This window comes from Paraburkholderia sp. GAS33, from assembly GCF_050436645.1.
Classification (GTDB): domain Bacteria; phylum Pseudomonadota; class Gammaproteobacteria; order Burkholderiales; family Burkholderiaceae; genus Paraburkholderia; species Paraburkholderia phenazinium_B.
In genome coordinates, this window is the sequence record NZ_JBNDMP010000003.1 from 692906 (window position 1) to 713881 (window position 20976).

Annotated in this window: 14 protein-coding genes; 5 read left to right on the forward strand and 9 right to left on the reverse strand. The window is 60.9% G+C overall.

The window, feature by feature from the left end:
* Nucleotides 1-55: 55 nt before the first annotated feature.
* From P3T24_RS13410 to P3T24_RS13425, 4 genes are all read right to left on the reverse strand, one after another.
* Nucleotides 56-2734, reverse strand: coding sequence for a TonB-dependent receptor (locus tag P3T24_RS13410; RefSeq protein ID WP_074267228.1), 2679 nt, complete (start codon nt 2732-2734; stop codon nt 56-58).
* Between the two features lie 574 nt (nt 2735-3308).
* Nucleotides 3309-4259 (reverse strand): ribosome small subunit-dependent GTPase A, encoded by a 951-nt coding sequence (gene rsgA / locus P3T24_RS13415; protein ID WP_429435182.1) that lies wholly within the window; start codon nt 4257-4259, stop codon nt 3309-3311.
* 803 nt (nt 4260-5062) lie between these two features.
* Entirely contained in the window at nt 5063-5971 is a 909-nt protein-coding gene (locus P3T24_RS13420; RefSeq protein ID WP_074267230.1) for a LysR family transcriptional regulator, read from the reverse strand.
* Between the two features lie 106 nt (nt 5972-6077).
* Nucleotides 6078-7031, reverse strand: coding sequence for an amidohydrolase family protein (locus P3T24_RS13425; RefSeq protein ID WP_429435186.1), 954 nt, complete (start codon nt 7029-7031; stop codon nt 6078-6080).
* A gap of 160 nt (nt 7032-7191) precedes the next feature.
* On the opposite strand from P3T24_RS13425, the gene P3T24_RS13430 reads away from it, so the two are divergent.
* The 4 genes from P3T24_RS13430 to P3T24_RS13445 are packed head-to-tail and all read left to right on the forward strand — an operon-like array spanning nt 7192 to nt 11796.
* Entirely contained in the window at nt 7192-8205 is a 1014-nt protein-coding gene (locus P3T24_RS13430; RefSeq protein ID WP_429435187.1) for a D-2-hydroxyacid dehydrogenase, read from the forward strand.
* A gap of 33 nt (nt 8206-8238) precedes the next feature.
* Entirely contained in the window at nt 8239-9585 is a 1347-nt protein-coding gene (locus tag P3T24_RS13435; RefSeq protein WP_429435190.1) for an MFS transporter, read from the forward strand.
* Nucleotides 9586-9636: 51 nt separating this feature from the next.
* Nucleotides 9637-10962 (forward strand): MFS transporter, encoded by a 1326-nt coding sequence (locus P3T24_RS13440; RefSeq protein ID WP_429435192.1) that lies wholly within the window; start codon nt 9637-9639, stop codon nt 10960-10962.
* Between the two features lie 48 nt (nt 10963-11010).
* Entirely contained in the window at nt 11011-11796 is a 786-nt protein-coding gene (locus P3T24_RS13445) for a class II aldolase/adducin family protein (RefSeq protein ID WP_074267231.1), read from the forward strand.
* A 114-nt stretch (nt 11797-11910) separates the two neighbouring features.
* On the opposite strand, the gene tcuB is transcribed toward P3T24_RS13445, so the two are convergent.
* The 5 genes from tcuB to P3T24_RS13470 form a co-directional block, all read right to left on the reverse strand.
* A complete protein-coding gene (gene tcuB, locus P3T24_RS13450; RefSeq protein ID WP_429435195.1) occupies nt 11911-13092 on the reverse strand; it encodes a tricarballylate utilization 4Fe-4S protein TcuB in 1182 nt (393 codons plus the stop codon).
* Nucleotides 13079-14494, reverse strand: a complete 1416-nt coding sequence (tcuA, locus tag P3T24_RS13455; protein WP_429435198.1) for an FAD-dependent tricarballylate dehydrogenase TcuA — start codon at nt 14492-14494, stop codon at nt 13079-13081. Before tcuA ends, tcuB begins: the two co-directional genes overlap by 14 nt.
* A gap of 73 nt (nt 14495-14567) precedes the next feature.
* Nucleotides 14568-15512: a LysR family transcriptional regulator gene (locus P3T24_RS13460; protein WP_429435200.1), complete on the reverse strand. Its 945-nt coding sequence runs from the start codon at nt 15510-15512 to the stop codon at nt 14568-14570.
* Between the two features lie 51 nt (nt 15513-15563).
* Nucleotides 15564-18491: a bifunctional diguanylate cyclase/phosphodiesterase gene (locus tag P3T24_RS13465; protein WP_429435203.1), complete on the reverse strand. Its 2928-nt coding sequence runs from the start codon at nt 18489-18491 to the stop codon at nt 15564-15566.
* On the reverse strand, nt 18488-19723 hold the full coding sequence (locus P3T24_RS13470; protein ID WP_429435334.1) for an ABC transporter substrate-binding protein: 1236 nt from the start codon (nt 19721-19723) through the stop codon (nt 18488-18490). Before P3T24_RS13470 ends, P3T24_RS13465 begins: the two co-directional genes overlap by 4 nt.
* 336 nt (nt 19724-20059) lie before the next feature.
* On the opposite strand from P3T24_RS13470, the gene P3T24_RS13475 reads away from it, so the two are divergent.
* Entirely contained in the window at nt 20060-20956 is an 897-nt protein-coding gene (locus P3T24_RS13475) for a fructose bisphosphate aldolase (protein WP_429435206.1), read from the forward strand.
* Nucleotides 20957-20976 lie beyond the last annotated feature (20 nt).

Genomic DNA, 20976 nt, shown 5'->3' on the forward strand with positions numbered 1-20976 from the left:
TCCGGAGCGGCCGTGAGAGGAACAGACGACTACTTCAAAGTGAACTTGCTGCGCTTTAGAACTTGTACGTTGCGCCAACCTGCAGATAACGGCCCATGTACGTGTACAGCGACTGGTCGTAACCGGTCTGGTCAATCTGGTTGACCCACAGCGGATCGTACGGAGGCGCCTTGTTGAAGATGTTGTTCATGCCACCGTAGATCGTCCAGTGCTTGAAGCCCGTGTACGCTACGTTCAGGTTGAACACGCTATAGGAGGCGGTGGAGTAGTCCAGACCCAGCGCGTCCGAGTACGGCCCGGTGTATTGCCATTCCAGATCAGCATTCCACTGGTGGAAGTTCCACGACAGGTCCGTGTTGCCCTTCCAGCGCGGGAACGAACCGCCGAACGGCTGAGCGAGCGTCAGGTCGTTACCTGCGCCATCAACCGTCGAGGCGAGGCCGCCAATGCCGTTCATCTTGAAGTGCCAGATATAAGCCCAGTCGGCCGACAGCTTGAACGTACCGACCGGGGTCGGCAACGACTGCGAGAACGTCGTTTCGAAGCCGTCCGTATCGAACGAACCCAGGTTCTCGTACGTGTTGACCATGTACGCGATCGAGCCGTCCGCATTGAAGACCGTGGCCGACGGATCCAGCTGGGTGCCAATCGCCTTGTCGACGTGAATCTTGTACCAATCGAAGCCGATGTCAGTCGTACGCGTCGGCGACAGTTCGAAGCCGATGTTGTAGTTCTTCGTGCGTTCCGGCTGCAGATCCGGGTTGCCCTTGGTGATAACGTTTTCGTCCTGACCGTTCGGACCGATCGGCATGATGCCGATGTTCGACGAATTCGTATTCTCGAGGAATTCCGGTGCGCGGAAGCCACGGGTGTACGAGGCGTAGGTGGTCAACTGCTGGATCGGCTGGAACCGCAGGGCGAAACGCGGCGAGAACGCACCGCCGAAGTCGCTGTAGTGGTCGTAACGGCCCGACTGGCTGAACGTCAGCATCTTGTCGATCAACGGCACATCGACCTGGTAATACACGGCCGCCACATTACGCTCACCGGCCACTTCCTGGAGGTTCGGGTTCAGTACGTTACCGCTCAGGTAGTTGCCGCCTTCCTCGATCAGTTCGCTTTCGTGCAGGAACTGTGCACCGAGACCGAGGCCCACATCGCCTGTCGGCAGATGGAACAGGTTTGGCGTTGCCAGCGTTGCGTCGAAGGCGTCGAGCTTGGAAATACCGAGGTTGTCGGCCGTCGTCAGGATGCTGTTCAGCGCACCGGGTGTAGCCGACGGATTCACGAAGTTAAGCGTGCCGTTGTTGAGCGCAGTCTGCAGGGCGTTCGGGTTAATCACACTGCCGAGCGTGTTGCTCACCGTGCTCATAGAATGGGTGTAGCCCACATTCCAGTCCCAGTCCTGCTTGCCGAGCTCGTAGCTGCCCTTCAAGCCCATTGCAGCGCGCCAGAAATTCGAATCCGTGGTCGAGCTATACGTGGTCGGGAGGTAGCCAAACAGTTCCTGCGCTACGCCGGTCGTGTTGTACGGATTGTTGGCCGGAACGGTAAAGCTGAGAGGGCTGACGGTCTTGGTGGTCGGGCTGTACGCAAGCCCGTTGCCGACGACTACTGGGCCATCGTTTGTGGTGGTCGTGTTGTTGCTTTCCCAAAGGTCGGCGTAGGCGGTCGTCGTGTCGTTGATCTTGAAGTCGGCGTGAACTTTAGCGTTCAGACGCTCGGTCATCGGCTCGATCGAAACGTCTTCAGCCGTATTCTTCAGGCACACGTTGCCGCTACTGATTGCGCCGGTTTGTGACGCAATAATGCTGTTGCCAGCCGGCACAGAAGTCGCGCAGCCGTAAGGCGTCGCTGCACCCGTGTTGGGGTTCAGGAGGTATGACGGTTGCTGGATACTGCCGCCAAACGGCTTGTTGCTGAAATCCTGGTTCTCGGTCGTGTCGCGATCGGCAAGCGTATAGCCGTTCGACTTGTAATAGCTGGCGGTCGCAGTGACGTTGAAGCCATCCGACGCGAGATTACCGAAGCCGCCGAGGACGCCGAACTTGGTCGTGCCGCCGCCGCCTTGCGTGGCGCCGCCAATGCTGCCGTCGAGTTGCAGGCCCTGGAAGTCGTGCTTCGTGATGATGTTGACCACACCGCCGATAGCGTCCGAACCGTACTGCGATACAGCACCCGTCTTCACCACTTCAATCCGGTCTACCACGTTTAGCGGCAACGTATTCAGGTCGAAGAACTGGTCTGAACCGTTGACGGCAAATGCGAACGGCGCGACGCGCTGACCGTCCACGAGCACCAGCGTGTATTTTTCGCTGAGGCCGCGCAGTGCGATGCCCGAACCGCCTGCAGCAAAACTGTCGGAGGTGGACTCTCCCCAGCTATTAGCCGAGTTGGCCGAGATCTGGCGCATGTAATCGGACACGTCCTTCGCACCCGAATCTTGGATTTCCTTCGAGTTGATGACCTGGACCTGATTGAACCCGGTCTTGTCCGCCTGACGGATCAGCGAACCTGTCACCTGGAACGTCTGCAGTTGCTTGACGTTCTTGCCGCCCGTCGCTGTAGCGCCCGATGCTGCCGCCGGAGCGGCTGCTGCAGCCGTGCCCGACGCCGCTGCTGCCGGCGTCGCCGGCTGGCTTTGCGCGAATGCCGGAACGGCGATCGCCGTGGACAACGCTAGTTCAGCCCAAATTATTCTTCTGATGGCAATCGCCAATGCCCTTTGCTTCATCTCACCCCTCACACTTGTCAGTAAGGCCACACGTTGTTATGCGGAGAGTGGTTTTATGGACCTCTCCCCGCGGTTCGCGGCGTCGATGCGCCGTATTCCGCCGAAACGCTGCGCGCAAGCGTCTCCACACGCACTCCATGTATGAGGTGCGCGCAGCATGGATAAACCGATGGTGATATCCCCGATGTCTGTCGGACTACTAACGGTTATGTCTTGATTTGCATAGCAATTAAAATTTTTTTCGTGAGAGCGTCAGACGCCCGGGTCTATGACACGCTTGCCGACAAATGCTTGTACTTCTCTCTGCCCCAGCACCTTTTTTGTGCTTTCAAAAAGGGTGCACAGATTACGCTCATTGTCGTGCACCGCCTATGTGCGAGCTGCACAAGCCCGTTGCTTGGGGTTTTTACCTAACACAGCCATTACAGGGTGTTGCCAGATGTAATCTAGCTAAGATACATATTTCTAAATTTGTTAGATACAAATAAAAATGTTTTACCTAGAGGAGGACGTCGGTGTGGCGTAGCAACGACAGCGGTGTGGAACCCGCTAGTCGTTGCGTTAGGGCTTCCCCTCATTTCGGATCACGCTCAAATCTTTGCCGGCTGCCCCGTCGCGCTGCCCGCTGCCTGGCCTCGTCGCGCTGGCGCCGCATCGCCGCTTGCTTGTCCTCAAAGAACTCTGCTTCGCGCTGTAACTTCTTGTACGAGTTGAGGCGTCTTAACGTTAGGCGACCTTCGTCCACGGCCTGCGTGACCGCGCAACCTGCTTCCCCGTTGTGCCCGCAATTGCGAAATGCACACTGGCTCATCAAGTGCGCGATGTCTTCAAAGGCGTCGCTCAGGCTATCGGCGCTAGCGCTTACACCGACGCTCCGGATGCCCGGGGTGTCGATGATCACGCCGCTTTCCGGCAGCATGAACAGTGATCGGCTGGTGGTTGTATGCGATCCGCGCGCGCCCTTAGCGCTTACGCCTAGCGTCAACTGCCGTTGTGATTCGGTCAAGGCGTTCACGATGGAACTCTTGCCAACGCCAGACGACCCGACGAACACGCAGGTTTCATCCTCCGCGATCATAAGCTTGAGTTGCGTTACCCCCGGTTCGCTAAAAGTGCTTAGCACACACACGGGGATTTCCGGTCCGAGTTCCGCGATCTGTTCGAGATAGGTATTTGGGTCCATCGCCAGATCGGCCTTGTTCAGGATAAGAACGGGTGAGATGCGGTTCGCGCGAGCCAGGAGCAGATAGCGTTCGAGTCGCGACAAGTTGAACTCGTCCGTGCAGGACGTGACGATGAACAGCTTGTCGACATTGGCCGCCAACAGTTGCACGCGGTCCTCGCCTGTACTGCGCTGGAAACAACTACTGCGCTCGAGGATGTCGATGAATTCGACTTCACCAGTTTCCGTCGGGGTGCCAAGTATCCAGTCGCCGATGATCGGCGCTCGTTCGCTCTTCCTCGCAAAGGTCAGGTTGAATGGTCGCAGTTGTCCTCCTGCGTCGCCGGATACGACAAAGCGCAAGCCGAAGTCCTCCGTGACGCGATAGGGTTGGCCGATGCCGTAGCGTGCGGCGTGTTCTGCGAAGTGATCGTTGAAGCCCAGTTTTCTTAAGGAGTTGGACAAGATTGTTAGTTCCTGAATGATCTATAGGTCGGGCATTCGCATAGGGATGCTTCAATGCCACAGGCACACACGGTGGCGTGCCACGCTGAATGAAATAAGCATGACTAACGAGACCCGATGCGTTCGCCGCCGGAATGTATGGGACGAGCGCGAGCCACCGCGACGACTGACGCGACGCGGTTTAGGCCTGCATGAGGTCTGGAGAGCGTGCTAGAAAACGCAACGCCTGGAAGGAGGGGGATCGTGGAGCAAGCGGAATCCGTGGACTTGCGCAAGGCACGCTAGTCCGACACCAACGCTGCCGAGGCGCGGGTTATTTCGCTGGAGAAGGAAGACGCGCAACCAGCGCGTTAGTTCAACGATTGCAGACCCATTAGGGCCGAGTGTCCTGCTTGGACGTTGAGGACTTAGAGGATGAAGGCTAAGACGCGCAGACGCGGTCTTGCAAAGCAGGTTGGATTCGAGCGTGGTCATGATCCCAATGCATGGAAGAATTCAGAAGAAAGTCGCCTGAAGCTGCGGTGTAAAGATCTTTCATATCCAAACCTCCTGATTGCAGTGGGTCCGCCCTGAAACAAAACAATAGCCTGACGTTAAGTGGGACCGAGTGTTGACGGTGTACGACGGCGCCTATGATATCCGAGAATAAAAATTCTGGAGGAGGAATCTTTGCATTGGGATACGAGGCTGCCCCAGCAGCCTCATTCTGATGCTTTCTCATCCCCCGCCGCAGCGAGCAAATGCGCAATAAAAGTCGCCAGCAGCGGCGGCTGCTCGCCGCTGTTCCTAAGGCCAATATAGAACTGGCGAGTTGCCCACCCATCGAGCAGGCGGATAGCCCTAAGACCATAACGGCCGAGATAGGAAGCGGCAATCAGCTCCGGCATGATGCCAATGCCGATCCTTTCGCGGATCATGCGGCAGCGTGCTTCGTAGTTCGAAACTTCGATGCGCACATTGAGCGGTCGCGACAACCCGTCTTCAGCGAGCGACAGAAACGCCTCATATGAGTGTCGCGGAAAATAGCCGACGAACGGATAGTCCTTTGCCGCTTCGAGCGTTGTTTCGTTGTGCGTGGCGAGTGGGTGGTCGAGCGGCACGACCAGCACGACGCGATCGCGGTGGTAGGCAATCGAATGAATGCCTGGCGCGGGCGTGACGGCATGATAAATACCGATGTCCGAATCGGCATCGGCGATCAAGCGCGGAATGTCGTAACTGTAGCGTTCCTGCAGTTCGATCTGAACGTTGGGCTCGCTCACGTAATAACGGCTAAGCGCTTGCGGCAGGAACTGGATGATCGACGAGCGGTTCGCGGCCAGCCGGATTTTCGGCTGCCCGCTCATGCCGAACTCCGCTACCGAGTTTTGCGCCAGTTCGACGCTGCGCAAGATCGCCTTCGCGCGATGGTAGAGCGCCGCGCCAGCGGGTGTCGGTTCGACGCCGCGTCCATGGCGCACGAGCAGCGTCGTGCCGAGCCGCCGCTCCAGCTCGGCGATGCGCTTGCTCGCCGCCGACGTAGCCAGATTCTCGCGTTCTGCAGCTTTCGAAAGGCTCTTCGCCTCAATGGCGGCCACCAGCATCTGGAGGCCGGGCAAATCCATTTTCATGCGCAGGACGATCCATGGGATGACGCGGGCCGGCGTTTCGCCACGCCCGCAAGGGTGGATGCATGATACGCGAGGTCCCCGGCTTGCCGCGCACAGTGCGCGAGGATCAAAGCGGGAAATCGTAGAGGCGCGCCGGATTGCTTACCAGTATGGCTTGTCTCGACGCAGCATCCGGCACGGCGCGCAAGAAATGCTCGATCAGTGTGCCGTCGTCCGGCATCCTTGCGGACTCGAAGTAATTGACGTGCGGCCAGTCGCTGCCCCACACCACGTGATCGGGGTTGGCCGCAAGAATCGCGGCCTCGAAGGCGAACACGTCTTCGTACGGTGCCCCCGTTGCGGAAATCCGATCCACGCCCGATATCTTGGTCCACGCGGCGCCGTCGGCGAGCAGGGCGACAAGCGTCTGAAAGCCGGCGTCATCCGTGCCGCGTGAAACATTCATGCGCCCCATGTGATCGACGACTAGCGGGATCGACAGTGCACGCAACGTGGGCGCGAGTTCCGGCAGGTCGGGCGCGTGAACCCATATCTGCGCGTGCCAGCCGCGCGCCGCAAGACGCGGGGCGAGGGCGCGCAGATCGTCGAGGCCGGCGCCGTTGCGGTACACCTTCTGCCCGTGCTCCTGATAGAGATTGAAGCGGGCGCCGCGCACCCCATGCAGCGTGAGGCTGTCGAGCTCGGCCTCGGAGGTGCTGCCGTCGATTACCGCCACGCCGCGCAATCGCGTAGGGGCTTGCCGGAGTGCGTCGACGAGAGAGCGGTTATCGGTGCCGTACACGCTTGCTGTTACGACTACGCCGCGCGCGAAGCCCGTGGCATCGAGTTGTTCGGTGAAGCGCGTCACGGGGTTTTCCGGCGGTGTATAGCTGCGTTCGTCGGCCAAAGGAAATTGCGTGTAAGGGCCGAACACGTGTGCATGGCAATCACACGCGCGCGGTGGAATGGCGGCCGGCACAAAGGCCGGGGGCGGCAGGGGACCGAGGCAGGGTTTCGTCATTGTGAACAGGTGTTTAGTCGGGCTGAACGGAAGGCGGCAGAGCGCAGCGCATACTTGCATGGTACGGATCGTTTGGCGCTCGAGCGTTACCTAAATGGAAACGCTGCATTCGCCAAAATGCACAGCAGCCCTATCTGGGGCGGCCACAATCTGAACAGGAGTGTGCCGGTTTTCCCGGCGGAGGTACCTCACCCATTCGAACAAAAGACGGAGACTGGCTTTGGATATTCTACTTTCGCGCTCGGCGGCCGAACGGTTGGGTGGCGCGATCGCGAACGTGCTTGGCGATACCGCTTACCGCATCGTGACGCCCGACGAGCCGCATCGCGGACGAGCCGACATTGCGTTAATCAGCCGCGATGTGACGGGCCGCTCAACCAAGACCGACCTCACCGCGGAGCTGCAAGTTTTCTACAAGGTACTGCGTGAATCGCCTCGTCTTGCATGGGTCCATACGCATTCGTCCGGCGCCGACCGGCCAATCTTCCCGGAATTGCTGCAGCGCGGTGTGACCGTCACGACATCCTCGGGGGCGAACGCGGGTGTCGTGGCGCAGTCGGCGCTCGGCGGAATGCTTGCGCTCGCGCGCCGCTTCGGCCATCTCTACGAAGCTCAACACCGTCATGCGTGGGAGCCGTTGCTTGGCGAGGCCTCGCCGAGCGACCTCGCGGGCCAGAATGCCCTCATCGTCGGCTATGGTCCGATCGGGCAGCGGCTCGCGCGTTTGCTCGGGGTTCTCGAAATGAACGTCACCGTCGTGCGCCGCGAAAGCGGCGCGGGCGGAGCGGCGGGTGCAGAGACGAACGGGACCGTACGTACGATCTCGTTCGGACAACTCGACGATGCGCTTCCGCACACCGATTGGCTAATCCTCGCATGTCCGCTGACGCCACTCACAACACGCCTGATTGACGCACGTCGAATCGCATCGCTGCCTTCACGTGCTTACCTCGTCAACGTGGCGCGTGGCGAGGTGGTGGCGCAGTCCGCGCTCATCGAGGCCCTTGCGCGCGGCGCGCTCGCCGGCGCATGGCTCGACGTGTTCGAACGCGAACCGCTCGATGCGGCTTCGCCGCTATGGGATTTGCCCAATGTGCTGATCTCGCCGCACACCGCGGGGCATTCGGACAGTTACTACGACGCCGTCGGCCGCATCTGGCTCGACAACCTGGCGCGCTGGCAGCGCGGCGCATCGCTCGTCAATGCGGTGCCGCCGCAGTTCGCCGTCGTCTGATCACACTGGCAGCCCACCAACTGGAGTTACCGCATGGCGTTGAGTATCGATTCGCCCCCCGCAACTCTCGACACAGGCGCGACGGCTGACGCGTTCGAGCGGGCGGTCTATCGCAAGGTCGCGCTGCGTATCCTGCCCTTGCTGGTGTTCGGCTACATCCTTAATTATCTCGACCGGATCAACATCGGCATTGCGCAGATCCAGTTCAAGTCCGACCTTGGGTTTAGCGATGCGGCCTACGGTTTCGGCGCCGGTCTGCTGTTCGTCGGCTATGTGGTGTTCGAGATTCCGAGCAATCTGATGCTCGACCGCATCGGCGTGCGCAAGACCTTCTTGCGCATCATGGTGGCCTGGGGAATCTTGTCGACGATGACCATGTTCGTTCGTACGCCGATGCAGTTTTACCTGGTGCGTTTTCTGATCGGTGTGGCCGAGGCCGGTTTCACGCCCGGCATCTTTCTTTACCTGAGCTACTGGTTTCCGGCGCGGCGTCGTGCACGCATGACGTCGATCTTCTACCTGAGCATTCCACTCGCGGCGACGCTCGGCACACCGCTCTCGGGATGGATCATGCACGCGTTCCAGGGACAACTCGGGCTGCATGGCTGGCAGTGGCTCTTCCTGCTCGAAGGCATGCCCTCGGCCGTCTTCGGCGTCGTGCTCTTCTTCGTGCTGAGTGACCGGCCCGATACAGCGCCCTGGCTGGCAAGCGCCGAACGCGCATTCATTCTCGCGGATCTCGACCGTGACGAAAGCCACAAGACGCGCCGCTCGAAGCACGCGCCGTTTCGCGCGATTCTGTCCGACCCGCGCGTATTCTGCGCGGGCTTCACCTTCGCGTGCAGTTTTTCGCTAGGCAACACGCTGGCCTTCTGGGCGCCGATGGTGATCCGTAATTCCGGCGTGGCGCAGGTCGTCAACGTTGGCGTTCTGGCGGGAATCCCGGCGTTCATCGGGACCATCGTGATGCTGCTGGTGGGGCGCCACTCGGACCGCACGCTCGAGCGGCGCTGGCATGCGGCTATCGCACTCGTTTGTGCTGCCGCGGCGCTTGCGATGCTGCCGCTCTTTCACAGCAACACGGTCGTGGCGATCGTCCTGCTGGCCGTGGCGTCGGCGGGCCACTATTCCTGTCTTTCAGTGTTCTGGTCGATTCCGCCGACTTACCTCACACGCGAAACCGCAGCCGGCGGTATCGCGGTGATCAACGTGATCGGCTCGCTTGGCGGTGCGTTGAGTACTGCCGCGCTGGGCTGGATGAGTCATGGCGCGGCCGGCTTCGGCAGCGGCCTGGCCGTGCTGGGCGCGATCATCGGTTGCGGTGCTGTTGTATTGCTAGTGGCGTTTCCGGCCCGGACGATCCGTTCGGCGCCGGCATGACTTAAGGCCGCACAGAAGGCCATCACACAAAACTACAGGAGACAAACGTCCATGAACGATATACACGCAACGGCCGCCGCCCCTGATGCTGTGCCGGGCATCCAGGCGGGGTCATCAACGCGCCGTGCGGCGCGTTCGATAGTTGGCGGTTCGATCGGCAATCTGATCGAGTGGTACGACTTTCACGTGTACACGACGTTTTCAATCTATTTCGCGGCGTCGTTCTTCCCGCGCGAGAACCGCACGATCCAGCTACTCAGCGCAGCCGCCGTGTTCGCGCTGGGCTTCCTGCTGCGTCCAATCGGAAGCTGGATGATCGGCCTTTATTCAGACCGGCGGGGCCGGCGCGCTGGCCTCACGCTCTCGGTCATCCTGATGTGCGGCGGCTCGCTTGCGATTGGCCTGTGTCCAACCTACGTCCAGATTGGCGCCCTCGCGCCGCTGGTGTTGCTGCTCGCGCGTCTCGTGCAGGGGTTTTCTCTCGGCGGCGAGTACGGCGCAAGTTCGGTCTATCTAAGCGAGATCGCCAAGCCTGGTCGTCGCGGCTTCTACAGCAGCTTCCATTACGTCACGCTGATCATGGGCCAGTTGCTCGCCACGCTCGTCCAGGTTCTGCTGCAGGAGGTTTTCTTTTCGCGCGCTGAGCTCAACGCGTGGGGTTGGCGTGTACCGTTCATCACCGGTGCGGCGTTGGCGCTAGTCGCCTATTGGGTGCGCCGCAATATCGACGAAACGCCCGACTTTCGCAACCTCTCCGAAGCCGCCAAGGAACGCACCGGACTTTCCGAGCTGCGCAAGCACTGGCGTCCCGTGATACTCGTGTTCGGCCTCACCACAGGCGGCACGCTCGCATTCTTCACCTACACGGTTTACATGCACAGCTATCTCGTCAACACGGTGGGGCTCTCGGCACGCGCCTCCGCGTGGGTGTCGCTATCCACGCTCACGTTGTTCATGCTTGTGCAACCGCTGTTCGGCGCGCTTTCGGATCGCATTGGACGACGGCCGCTGCTGATCGCGTTCGGTGTGGGCGGGACATTCGGTACCTGGCCGCTGCTTGCTGCACTCGCGCACACCCACAGCGAATCCACAGCCTTCCTGCTGCTTGCCGTCGCGCTGCTGATCGTATGCGGCTACACGTCGGTCTGTTCGATTGCGAAGGCGGACCTCTTTCCTGCGCGCTTGCGTGCGCTCGGCGTAGGCGTGCCTTATTCGATTGCGACGGCATTGTTCGGCGGCACCGCCGGCTATGCGGGTCTTTGGTTCAAGAGCGTCGGCTACGAACAGGGCTTCTACCTGTACGCGTCGGCCTGTATCGCCTGCACGCTGGTGGCCGCCTTATGTCTGCGCCGCAGCGATTCGCAGATGACCGCATGAAGCACGTATTCCTTTGTTCACTTCCTTTATGACCTGCAGGAGCATTCCATGAAACCGATTCCCGAATTCGACATCCCCTCGATGCGCGAACACTGTTCCGAAGAGGAGTGGCAGGTGCGCGTGGACCTGGCCGCGTGTTATCGCCTCGTCGAACACTACGGCATGTCCGACATGGCGGCCAACCATATCTCCGCGCGTGTGCCCGGCGAAGAGGCGTTCCTGATCAACGCCTACGGGATGCTGTACGAAGAAGTCACGGCGTCGAGTCTCATCAAGATCGACAACGATGGCAACATTCTTAGCAAGCCTGCATTCGTCGGCGCGGACTATGGCATCAACCGCGCCGGCTACGTGATTCATGGCGCGATTCATGAGGCGAAGCACGAGCTTGCCTGCGTGATCCATACGCATAGCTGGCCGGGGATGGCCGTGTCGGCGCTCAAGTGCGGACTGCTGCCGATGACGCAAACCGCGATGCGCTTCTACAAGATCGGCTATCACGATTACTGCGGCGTGGTGCTCGATACGAGTGAGCGTGACTCGCTGATCGCGGACCTCGGCGATAACAACGCGCTGATCCTGCGCAACCATGGGTTGCTGACCGTCGGCCGCACGATTCCGGAGGCGTTCAACGCGATGCATCGACTGGAGCTGTCGTGCCGCTCGCAACTGGCGGCGCAGGCGTGCGGTGTCGAACTCAACGAAGTCTCGCCCGAAGTGCTCGAACAAACGTACATGAACTACCAGCCGCAGACGCGTCGTCCGTACGGCCTGCTCGAATGGCCGGCGTTGCTGCGCAAGCTGGACCGGATCGATCCGAGCTATCGGGAGTGAGCTGCAGAGGATGGGCGCTGCGGCGCCTATCCAAGGGTTGGTTCTGCTCCAGACGGAGAGGGACGCCCACGGTCTCTGAAGACAGGAGAGCTGCGAGCAGGTTGTCTGGATTGATCAGTCATCCGTAAGGCCGACCCGGTTCGGCTGGCGGCGCTCGATTGCCCACTTGAGCAACGCGGCCGCGCGTAGCGGTCCGTGAACGAACTTGCCGTAAGGCATGGTCAGGAACAAGGCGATCACGGCGCCGAGATGCAGCGCCAGCAAACTGGGCATCGCAGCGCTGCTACGCAGCACCATGAGTGCGAGGCCACTGAGCGCGACGATTAGCAGCAGCGCGATGAAGCCGATATCCATCGGCTTTTGCGCGGCGTCGCCCTGGTTGGGATGGCGTTGCAGATTCAGCCAGCCAAGACCGAGTGTACCCACGGCGATGCCAATGCCACCGACGGTGCCGAGTAGTGTCGGCAGGCTCGTATAGGCATACGGCGCCTCGAGCCGGAACACATAGTGATAGAGCGTGGCGACGCATGTCGACAGGAAACATAACGCGAAACCGTACGCAGTGGCATGGTGGCAATGCCGGCGCGCGAGCGAAAAGCGGTCGTCCTCGTTGTTGCAGCCTTCACCGTGTCCACCACCCAGGTACCGAAGCGTTGCGACCGCGCTGGTGGCTTCGGCAAGCGCCGCGCCACTGGCCGCGCCCGGCACGGCTTCGCGCCAGAAGCGCCGCACACCGATCCCCAGTGCACAGATAGCGAACAGAAAGACCGGCGCGAAGATACCGACCATCAGCGTGTGCGGGAACACATCGTAGAACGAACCACTCGCAGAGGCATGCCACAGGTTACCGCTCATCGCGAGCGCGAGGAACAGGAACAGTGCGACGCCGCCCGCAAGCGCGAGGGCGACCGCGAGGCCGTTACGCTCGTACAGTGCCGCGAACGAACGAGGCCATGCAAACAGGCGGTACGTGCGGCCGCGCACGCTGGCCATCGTCTGCGGGACGTTGACGGCAAATTCATGCGGCGGCGCGTATTGGCACGCGTGCAGGCAGGCCCCGCAGTTGTGGCACAGGTTCGCCAGATAATGGACGTCGGCGGTGCCGAACTCGAGGCGCCGTGTCATGGCCGGAAAGACGGCGCAGAAGCCTTCGCAGTAGCGGCACGCATTGCAGATCTGCAGGATCCGGGCGGCTTCGTCTTCTGGGACGGAGAGAAGCGGCGCCCTTGCGACGGTCACGGCGACGGGCGACCACTCGTCGCTGGCTTGCTGGATCAGTTTTTCAAGAGCTTGCACGACTGCTTTCCTTATGTGCCGAAGCGACCGCATGCGCGGCGGCGTTGGTGCCGGCGATGCGGCCGAATGCCGTGCCGATGCTCATGCCGACGCCGGCCGTATAGCCTTTGCCGAGCACGTTGCCGGCCATCATTTCGCCGGCGACGAAGAGATTTTCGCTAGGCTCGCCGCCAAAGCGAACCGCGGCCGTCTGGTCGGTTTTCAGGCCGAGATAAGTGAACGTGATACCCGGACGCAAGGCGAAGCCGAAGAAGGGCGGCGTATCGAGCGGGAGCGCCCAGTGAGTCTTCGGCGGAGCGAGCCCATCGGTGCGGCAATCGTCGAGCTTCGTGTGATCGAACGTGCCGGGGCGGCAGGCGGCGTTGTACGCGTTAAGGGTCTCCATGAAACGCGCGGGGTCGAGTCCGAGGGCCGTTGCAAGTTCAGGCAAGCTGTTCGCCCGCACGCCCGGAAACACCGGCGGCATGAAGCGTCCAACGGCCTTCGCATCGATGATCGACCAGGCGGTCTGCCCCGGCTGCTGGGCGACGAGACGCCCCCAGATCGCGTAGCGCTTCGGCCAGAAGTCCTCGCCTTCGTCGTAGAACCGTTCGGCGTCCCGATTGACCACCACGCCGAGCGACACGCAGTCGACGCGCGTGCAGATGCCGCCGTCGTAGAGCGGCGCGCGTGCGTCGATTGCCACCATATGTGCCTGGGTCGGGTCGCCGATGCTGTCCGCGCCCGCGTCGATCATGAAGCGCAGCAGCGTGCCCATGTTGAAGCGCGTGCCGCGGATCAGGAAGTTGTCGGCGGGGTGTTCGCCGCGCTCGTTGACGCCCCAGGCATCGCGCAGCCACGCGCGGTTCGACTCGAAGCCGCCGGCCGCGAGCACACAGCTGCGCGCCGTAATGCGTTCGCTGCCCGCCCACGCGGCCACGAAGCGCGGGCCGTCGAGCTCGATGCGCTGCACCGGCGTTTCATAGCGGATCTGCACGCCGAGTTGTTCCGCGCTGCGGTAATAGGCGTTGACGAGGGCCTTGCCGCCGCCCATGAAAAAAGCGTTGGTGCGGGCGGTATGCAGCGCGCCCGAGAGCGACGGCTGGAAGTGCACGCCATGCTGGCGCATCCACGGCCGGCAGGATGACGACGCTCGGATCACTAGCCGCGCGAGCGCCTCGTCCGTGAGGCCACCGGTGACTTTCAGCAGATCCTGCCAGTATTCCTCTTCGGGGTAAGCATCGACGAGCACGTCCTGCGGCGTGTCGTGCATACAGCGCAGATTGCGGGTGTGTTGTGAATTGCCGCCGCGCCATTCGCGCGGCGCGGCCTCCAGCAACAGAACGGAAGCACCGGCTTCCCGAGCCATGAGGGCGGCGCATAGCGCAGCATTGCCGCCGCCGATGACGAGAACATCGACCATCGAGTTGTCTCCTTTGGCTCGCACTGTACGGGCGAACGCGCCGCACCGCCATGGGCGGCGGGGCAAGGGGGCTTCAGTTTTCGTGAAGGGTCGCGCTGGCGCGGAGCGCCGCGCCGGGCCAGCGCCCGGCGGCCACGATTTCGCGCGCGACATCGAGGAGCACGACACGCGCGGCGAGGCCAGCCGGCGACAGCTCGTCGTCGGATGCGCTGACGATCAGGTTGGGGCGCGTCACGTCGGCATCGAGGATCGGGATGCTCGTGAGCTGGGCGTTTTCGGGGCGCGCCAGTGCGGCGCCCGGCTGGATCGTCGCGCCAATGCCGGCGCGCACGGTGTCCATGAGCATCGCGAGGCCGTCGATTTCCGCGGCTATCAGCGGTTCGTAGTGCGCGCGCCTGAAGGCGGCAGTCAGCAGCGCACGCAATCCGTGCGAACCGCTTGGCAGGACGAGCGGCAAGCGCTCCAGTTGCGCGAGCCATACGGACGCGGTGGCCGGCATGCCGGCCAGCGTCGGGTTGCCGATCACGAACAACTGCTCGTCGAGCAACGGCAGGCTGCTCCAGCGCTGAGCCGGTTCTTCCTGAAACAGAATCGCGAGGTCGATCTGACGCGCGTCGAGCATCGAGCCCAGATGACCGGACAGGCTTTCTACCATGTGCAGCCGAACTTCCGGATAGCGCTCGCGCATGGCCTGGATGAAGGGCAGCCCGAGCACGCCCGTCGTACTCGGTGCGAGCCCGACGCTGACATGCCCTGATAGCCGCGCTTCCTGCGCTGCCAGCGCGGCCGCATCCACGTGACGCAGCGCGAGTTGCGCCTGACGCCAGAAGGCGAGGCCGGCATCGGTCGGCACCACGCCGGACGAGGTGCGCCGCAGCAGCCGAGTGGAGAGTTCGCTTTCGAGCCGGCTGATCTGCTGGCTCAGCGCCGATGTGACCACGCCGAGCTCGAGCGCCGCGCGCCCCATGCTGCCGTGGGCAACCACACTGACGAAATAGCGTAACTGCCTGAGTTCCATGGGGAGGGCGCGGGTGGGGATCGGCTGATTATAGGGCGCGTCGCGTCGTTCCTAGTCAGCAATCGCCGTGACGGCCGGCCACACCCGCTCCTCAAACTGATCGGACGGAACTGGCTCGGAGTACAAAAAGCCCTGCGCAAAGTCGCAACCCACGGCGGCGAGAAAGTCGCGTTGATCTGTCGTCTCGACCCCTTCGGCGATCACCTGAAGTCCAAGCTTGTGAGCCAGCATAACCATCGCTTCGCAAAGCGCCTGGTTGCCGCCGTCGAAGCCGAGGTTCTGCACGAATGAGCGGTCGATCTTGAGATAGTCGATATCGAAGCGCTTCAGATACGCCAGGGACGAATAGCCGGTCCCAAAGTCGTCGATCGAAATCCCCATTCCCGCATCACGGAAACTCAGCAACTTCTCGTTCAGTTCCGCGTCCAGCAATAACCCTTCGGTTATTTCAATGGCCACGCTTTGTCTGGGCATCCCTTCCTGTATGAGGTATTCGGACCACTGGATACACACCAGATTGTCTTGACGAATCTGCACCGGTGAAATGTTGACGCTGATCTGGAACGACGGATGGAATCGTTGGCGCCATTGATGCGCCTGGCGCACGGCCTGTTTGAATACCCAGTCGCCAATTGGAACGATGAGCCCCGTGTCTTCGGCCAAGGCGATGAAATCTAGCGGACTGATCGTGCCGCGTTCGGGATGCATCCAGCGTATCAGTGCTTCGGCCTTGTAGATTTCGCCCGTCGCGAGATCGACGATGGGCTGGTAATAGACCTGGAACTGTTCGGCTTGCAGGGCGGTACGAAGATCACTCGTGAGACGCCGGCGCTTTTCTGCCGCCACCTGCAACTCGGACGTGAAATAGTGGACACGGTTGCGTCCAGCGGCTTTCGCCGCGTACATGGCCTGGTCGGCATTCTTGAAGAGAACGTCCAGTTCGCTGGCGTCGTCGGGGTATAGCGTGACGCCGACACTCGCAGAAATGAAGGCCTCATCCGCGCCGAGCTTGAACGGCTCGGCGAGCTTGGCGATGACCGTCTTCGCGATCTGTTCGATGCGTCTGGTGTCGTCCAGCCCGGACAGAATGACCGTGAACTCATCGCCGCCAAGACGAGCGACCGTGTCGGTTTCACGCACGCAAGAGGTGATGCGTCTCGCCGCCTCGATCAGCAGAGTGTCGCCGGTATCGTGTCCCAGTGAGTCGTTGACTTCCTTGAAGCGGTCCAGATCGATCAACATCAGGGCCATGGGCCGCCCAGAGCGATCCGACACGCCAGCTTCGTGGTCGAGACGCTCATGAAACATCTGGCGATTCGGAAGATGGGTCAGCGCATCGAAATTGGCCTGTTTCCAGATCGTTGCCTCGAACACCATCCGGTCCGACAAATCACGGCCTACCGCCAGCACGGAGTTCACCTTGCCCGATGCATCGATCTCCGGCGTGAGCCGGATATGACTGCACTGTTCCTTTCCATCCTTGCCGAGCCATCGCAGTTCAAACTGATGACTTTTGCCGGTTGTAATGGTTTCTTTGATCTTCCTCTCATAGGTCAGCGCATTGGCGCCGCCCGGGACTTCTGAGGGCCGCTTGCCGAGCGATTCGGCGAGGCTGCGGCCCGCTGAAACACAGAACGCGGGATTGGCGTAGGTGCGGCGAAGATCGCGGTCGTAGCGCGTAATCGTGTCGGGCGAGTTTTCGATCAACGTGCGTGACTCCTGCTCGCGCGCGACCAGTTCCACTGTGCGCTCGATGACGGTTTGCTCGAGAGAGGCGTTGATCTCGTTGATCTTCTGGATTTTCTGTCTGATCGCCGCACTCATTCGTTCGAACCGCTGCGCCAGTCTGCCCAGTTCATCCCTGGCGCCAATGTCGCTGTGTGCGTCCACCGGTATCTCTACCTCGGCGCCCGCGTCGCTGCCTGTGTCGTGCATCTTTCGCACCAGTTCCTTGAGCGGGGCGGAGATGCTGTGTGAAATGAAGTAGGCGAGGAAGATGGAAAGCAGAAACCCCGAGATGCCCACCAGGATGATCTGGTTGCGCACCGACTGTGCCTCCCCGGTCAGCTTCTGCTCCGGGATGGTACTGACCACAAACCATGGCGTTCCGGCGATGGCGGTGTACGCGGCGAGATATCGGCCGCCACTTGTGCCCTCGAAGTCGACGAAGCCACTCGGCTCGCCGTGCGGATCGGCTTGTGTGATCTTTTCGATCAGGCCCGGCTCGGCCCTGCCGTCGGTAGTCACCGAAGTGCCGTCGGCACCGACAATCCGCTTGTCGGTGCTGGCGTCGACGACATAGATCTCCGTTCCGCTGCCCGTAGCGACGTCATCGAAAATCGCCGAGAAATGTTCGGGACGAATCACCAGAACCAGATTGCCGATCTGCTGATTGTTGCTCTTGCCGATGATGGCGCGCACCATCCCCAGGTCCTGTTGACCGGCTCCGTTGTCGTAGCTACCCCAGTAAGGCCGGCCATTGCGGTTGGGCGCCTGCTGGACCAGACGCACGACACCCCGCGTCAGCTGCGCGAACGCCTGGGTGTCCATGATCCGGTTGTTCCGGTCGAGCAGATATTTCTGGTTGATGTAATCAACCGCGCCGTAGTGCTCCAGGAGCAGTCGGGTCATATCCTGGCGCGCTTCGCTTTGCTCCTTTTCATTGCCGCTCGCGACGCGGGTCAGCGCGTCCTGAACGCGATCGGAGAGCACCAGCAGACTGCTCTCCGTCTCGATCTGCTCCATGCGCAGCGAGATGTTTTTGGCGACCTGTTTGACCACCTCTTTCGAGAATATCTCCGCCTTCTGCTTGATCGCCGCGGTCGAATCTACATACGATATGTAGCCCGAAACAAGTATCGGGATCAGCGAAAACAGGATGAACGCGGTTATCAGCCGGTAGCGAATCTCGACACGGCGCAGCAGATCTAACGAGAAGTAGGCGAATGCGTTTCGCAGCCAACCGAGCAGGGAAGTCATTTGTAGTGCATCTTCGCTTCATTCTTAACCGACTCGTCCAGGAGTTTCGCCGCCTGTCCTGGCGTGATTTTGCCAAACAGCACATCCTGCATCAACCGATGCAAACGCTCGATGGAATTGGAGGGTAGAAACGAATAGTACGGGCTTCCGGTCACCGCATAGCGACTAACCGTGTTGGTGTAGTCGATAATCTTCGGATCGCTAACTGCTGTCCCCGAGACCTGCTTGAACGGGGAGATGTTCTGGCGTTTTGTCTGCAGAATGGAAAACCCCGGCCCGGCGATGAACTCGAGAAAGCGCATCGCAGCAGCCTTGTTGGGCGTCTCGGACACCGCAAAGCCAGTTTCGCTGCCGATTACCGGCACGACCCGCTCGCCCGGCGCGTTCCACGGTGGGATGAATACGCCTACCTTGAAGGGGTTCCCGTGCAGCAACAGACCGGCGGCCCAACTGCCGTGAAAAGCCATCGCGACCTTGCCTTCCTTGAAAAGCCGTATGCCATCGTCGTAACCGGTCGTCATGAACGAGTCCTGGACGAAACCACGTTCGGGTATCAGCAACATCTTGGCGAAAATATCCGCTACCTGAGGGGTGTTGAGATCCAGCGTGCCGTCGCTGATCCGGTTTTTCCAGTCTGGCTCGTGCGCTACAACATTGTTGGCAAAGCCTGAACTGAAAGGGCCGTTGCCGAGCATGTTCGGAAAGCCGCCGTTCCACATGATAGGCGTAATACCCGCCCGTTTGAGCTGTTCGCATACCGCCAGGAATTCGTTGAAACTGGTCGGCAGTTCCTTGATCCCTGTCTTCGCGAACATGTCCTCGTTGTAGTAGATCAGCGTCGTCGCCACTCCACCCGCTATTCCAAAGTGCCTGGACTGGCGATTGGTCCAGTCCTTCTTGAGCGGGTCGAGCATGTTGTTCCAGGCGGACGTCCTGCTCACATCGGCCAGGAGCCCTTGATCGGCCAGGTCGGCCGCGTAGGCATTCGGGTTGATACTTACCAGATCGGGCAAGTTGCCGGAGGCGACCCGCGGCTTGATGTTTTCCTCCACCGAGTTGCCGATCATGAACTGCACATCCACGTGTATGTCTGGATTCAGCTTGCTGAATTCGGCGGCAATCTGCAGCATTTCCTGCGGCCAGTCGGGAGCCCAGATCAGGGCGGTGATCGTGGTGCTGGCGGGCGCGCTCGTGCTCGAAGAAGTCTGGTCCTGCTGATGGCAACCGCACAACGAAAAAACAATCAAACAGGCCAAGATGGACAGCAAAGACGCAAACGCAGTTTGTCGCACTTGGGGTTCACTTTTCGACGTCGATCCGATCGGCACCTGATTCTTTGCAAAACAGGGCTGCTTAGGCGCCCCCTGGAGGGCTGCTACTCACACAGCATATCGGCAGTCAGCGCAGATACTTTAACTGGACGATCCGAGCCCGAATCTTGCTGGCGTCGGGCGCAGGCGGCCCGGAGAACTGTATGTGATGGGCGTTTGATACACTGACCGTATTGAGCACTATGTCCCGACTGGGCGTGCTGGTCCGATTTCCATTGTCGAAAAAGGGAGCAAATCGTGGCTGATGAGAAGATGCTGACGCAAGTTCGTGAAAAACAGGGATTTTTCGCGGCCCTGGACCAAAGCGGTGGGTCGACCCCCGGTGCCCTGAAGCTTTATGGCATCCCGGAGAGCGCCTACAGTGGCGACGCCGAGATGTTCAAACTGATCCACGAGATGCGGGTGCGCATCATCACGGCGCCCGCCTTTACCGGGGACAAGGTCATCGGAGCTATTCTGTTCGAAGCCACCATGGACGGGCAGGCTCAGGGGAAGCCGGTTCCGGCCTTCCTGTGGGAGGATCGCGGCGTCGTGCCGTTCCTGAAGGTCGATAAGGGCCTGCAGGACGAAGCGGACGGTGTCCAACTGATGAAACCGATTCCTGGGCTGGACGCGCTGCTCGAGCGGGCGGTGAAACTCGGTATCTGCGGCACGAAGATGCGTTCGGTCATCAAGCTGAATTCGAAAGAGGGTATCGCTGCGATCGTGAAGCAACAGTTTGAACTGGGTGCGCAGATCGACGGCCACGGTCTCATGCCGATTCTGGAACCCGAGATTTCGATCAAGAGTCCGGACAAGCCGGGCGCGGAAGCCACGCTGCTCGCGGAACTGACTAAAGGTCTCGACGCGTTGCCGGAGAGCCGTCAGGTGATGCTCAAGCTGACCATACCTTACGTACCGGACTTCTATCGTCCGCTGATCGATCATCCGCGTGTGGCACGGGTCGTCGCGCTTTCCGGCGGTTATACGCGCACCGACGCGTGTCAACGGCTCGCTAAAAATCACGGCATGATCGCCAGCTTCTCCAGGGCCTTGATCAACGAACTCAAGGTATCGATGAGCGATAGTGAGTTCGACTCGACGCTCAAGGAAGCCATCGAAGAGATCTATCAGGCCTCAGTCGCCAAGGTCTGACGCAACTTGCAGGAGGGCGC

What these genes read in the sequence shown, in the direction of transcription:
- P3T24_RS13410 (WP_074267228.1), bottom strand. Translation starts at nt 2,734, where the DNA reads ATGAAGCAAAGGGCATTGGCGATTGCCATCAGAAGAATAATTTGGGCT.
- P3T24_RS13420 (WP_074267230.1), bottom strand. Translation starts at nt 5,971, where the DNA reads ATGAAAATGGATTTGCCCGGCCTCCAGATGCTGGTGGCCGCCATTGAG.
- P3T24_RS13425 (WP_429435186.1), bottom strand. Translation starts at nt 7,031, where the DNA reads ATGCAAGTATGCGCTGCGCTCTGCCGCCTTCCGTTCAGCCCGACTAAA.
- P3T24_RS13435 (WP_429435190.1), top strand. Translation starts at nt 8,239, where the DNA reads ATGGCGTTGAGTATCGATTCGCCCCCCGCAACTCTCGACACAGGCGCG.
- P3T24_RS13440 (WP_429435192.1), top strand. Translation starts at nt 9,637, where the DNA reads ATGAACGATATACACGCAACGGCCGCCGCCCCTGATGCTGTGCCGGGC.
- P3T24_RS13445 (WP_074267231.1), top strand. Translation starts at nt 11,011, where the DNA reads ATGAAACCGATTCCCGAATTCGACATCCCCTCGATGCGCGAACACTGT.
- tcuA (WP_429435198.1), bottom strand. Translation starts at nt 14,494, where the DNA reads ATGGTCGATGTTCTCGTCATCGGCGGCGGCAATGCTGCGCTATGCGCC.
- P3T24_RS13460 (WP_429435200.1), bottom strand. Translation starts at nt 15,512, where the DNA reads ATGGAACTCAGGCAGTTACGCTATTTCGTCAGTGTGGTTGCCCACGGC.
- P3T24_RS13465 (WP_429435203.1), bottom strand. Translation starts at nt 18,491, where the DNA reads ATGACTTCCCTGCTCGGTTGGCTGCGAAACGCATTCGCCTACTTCTCG.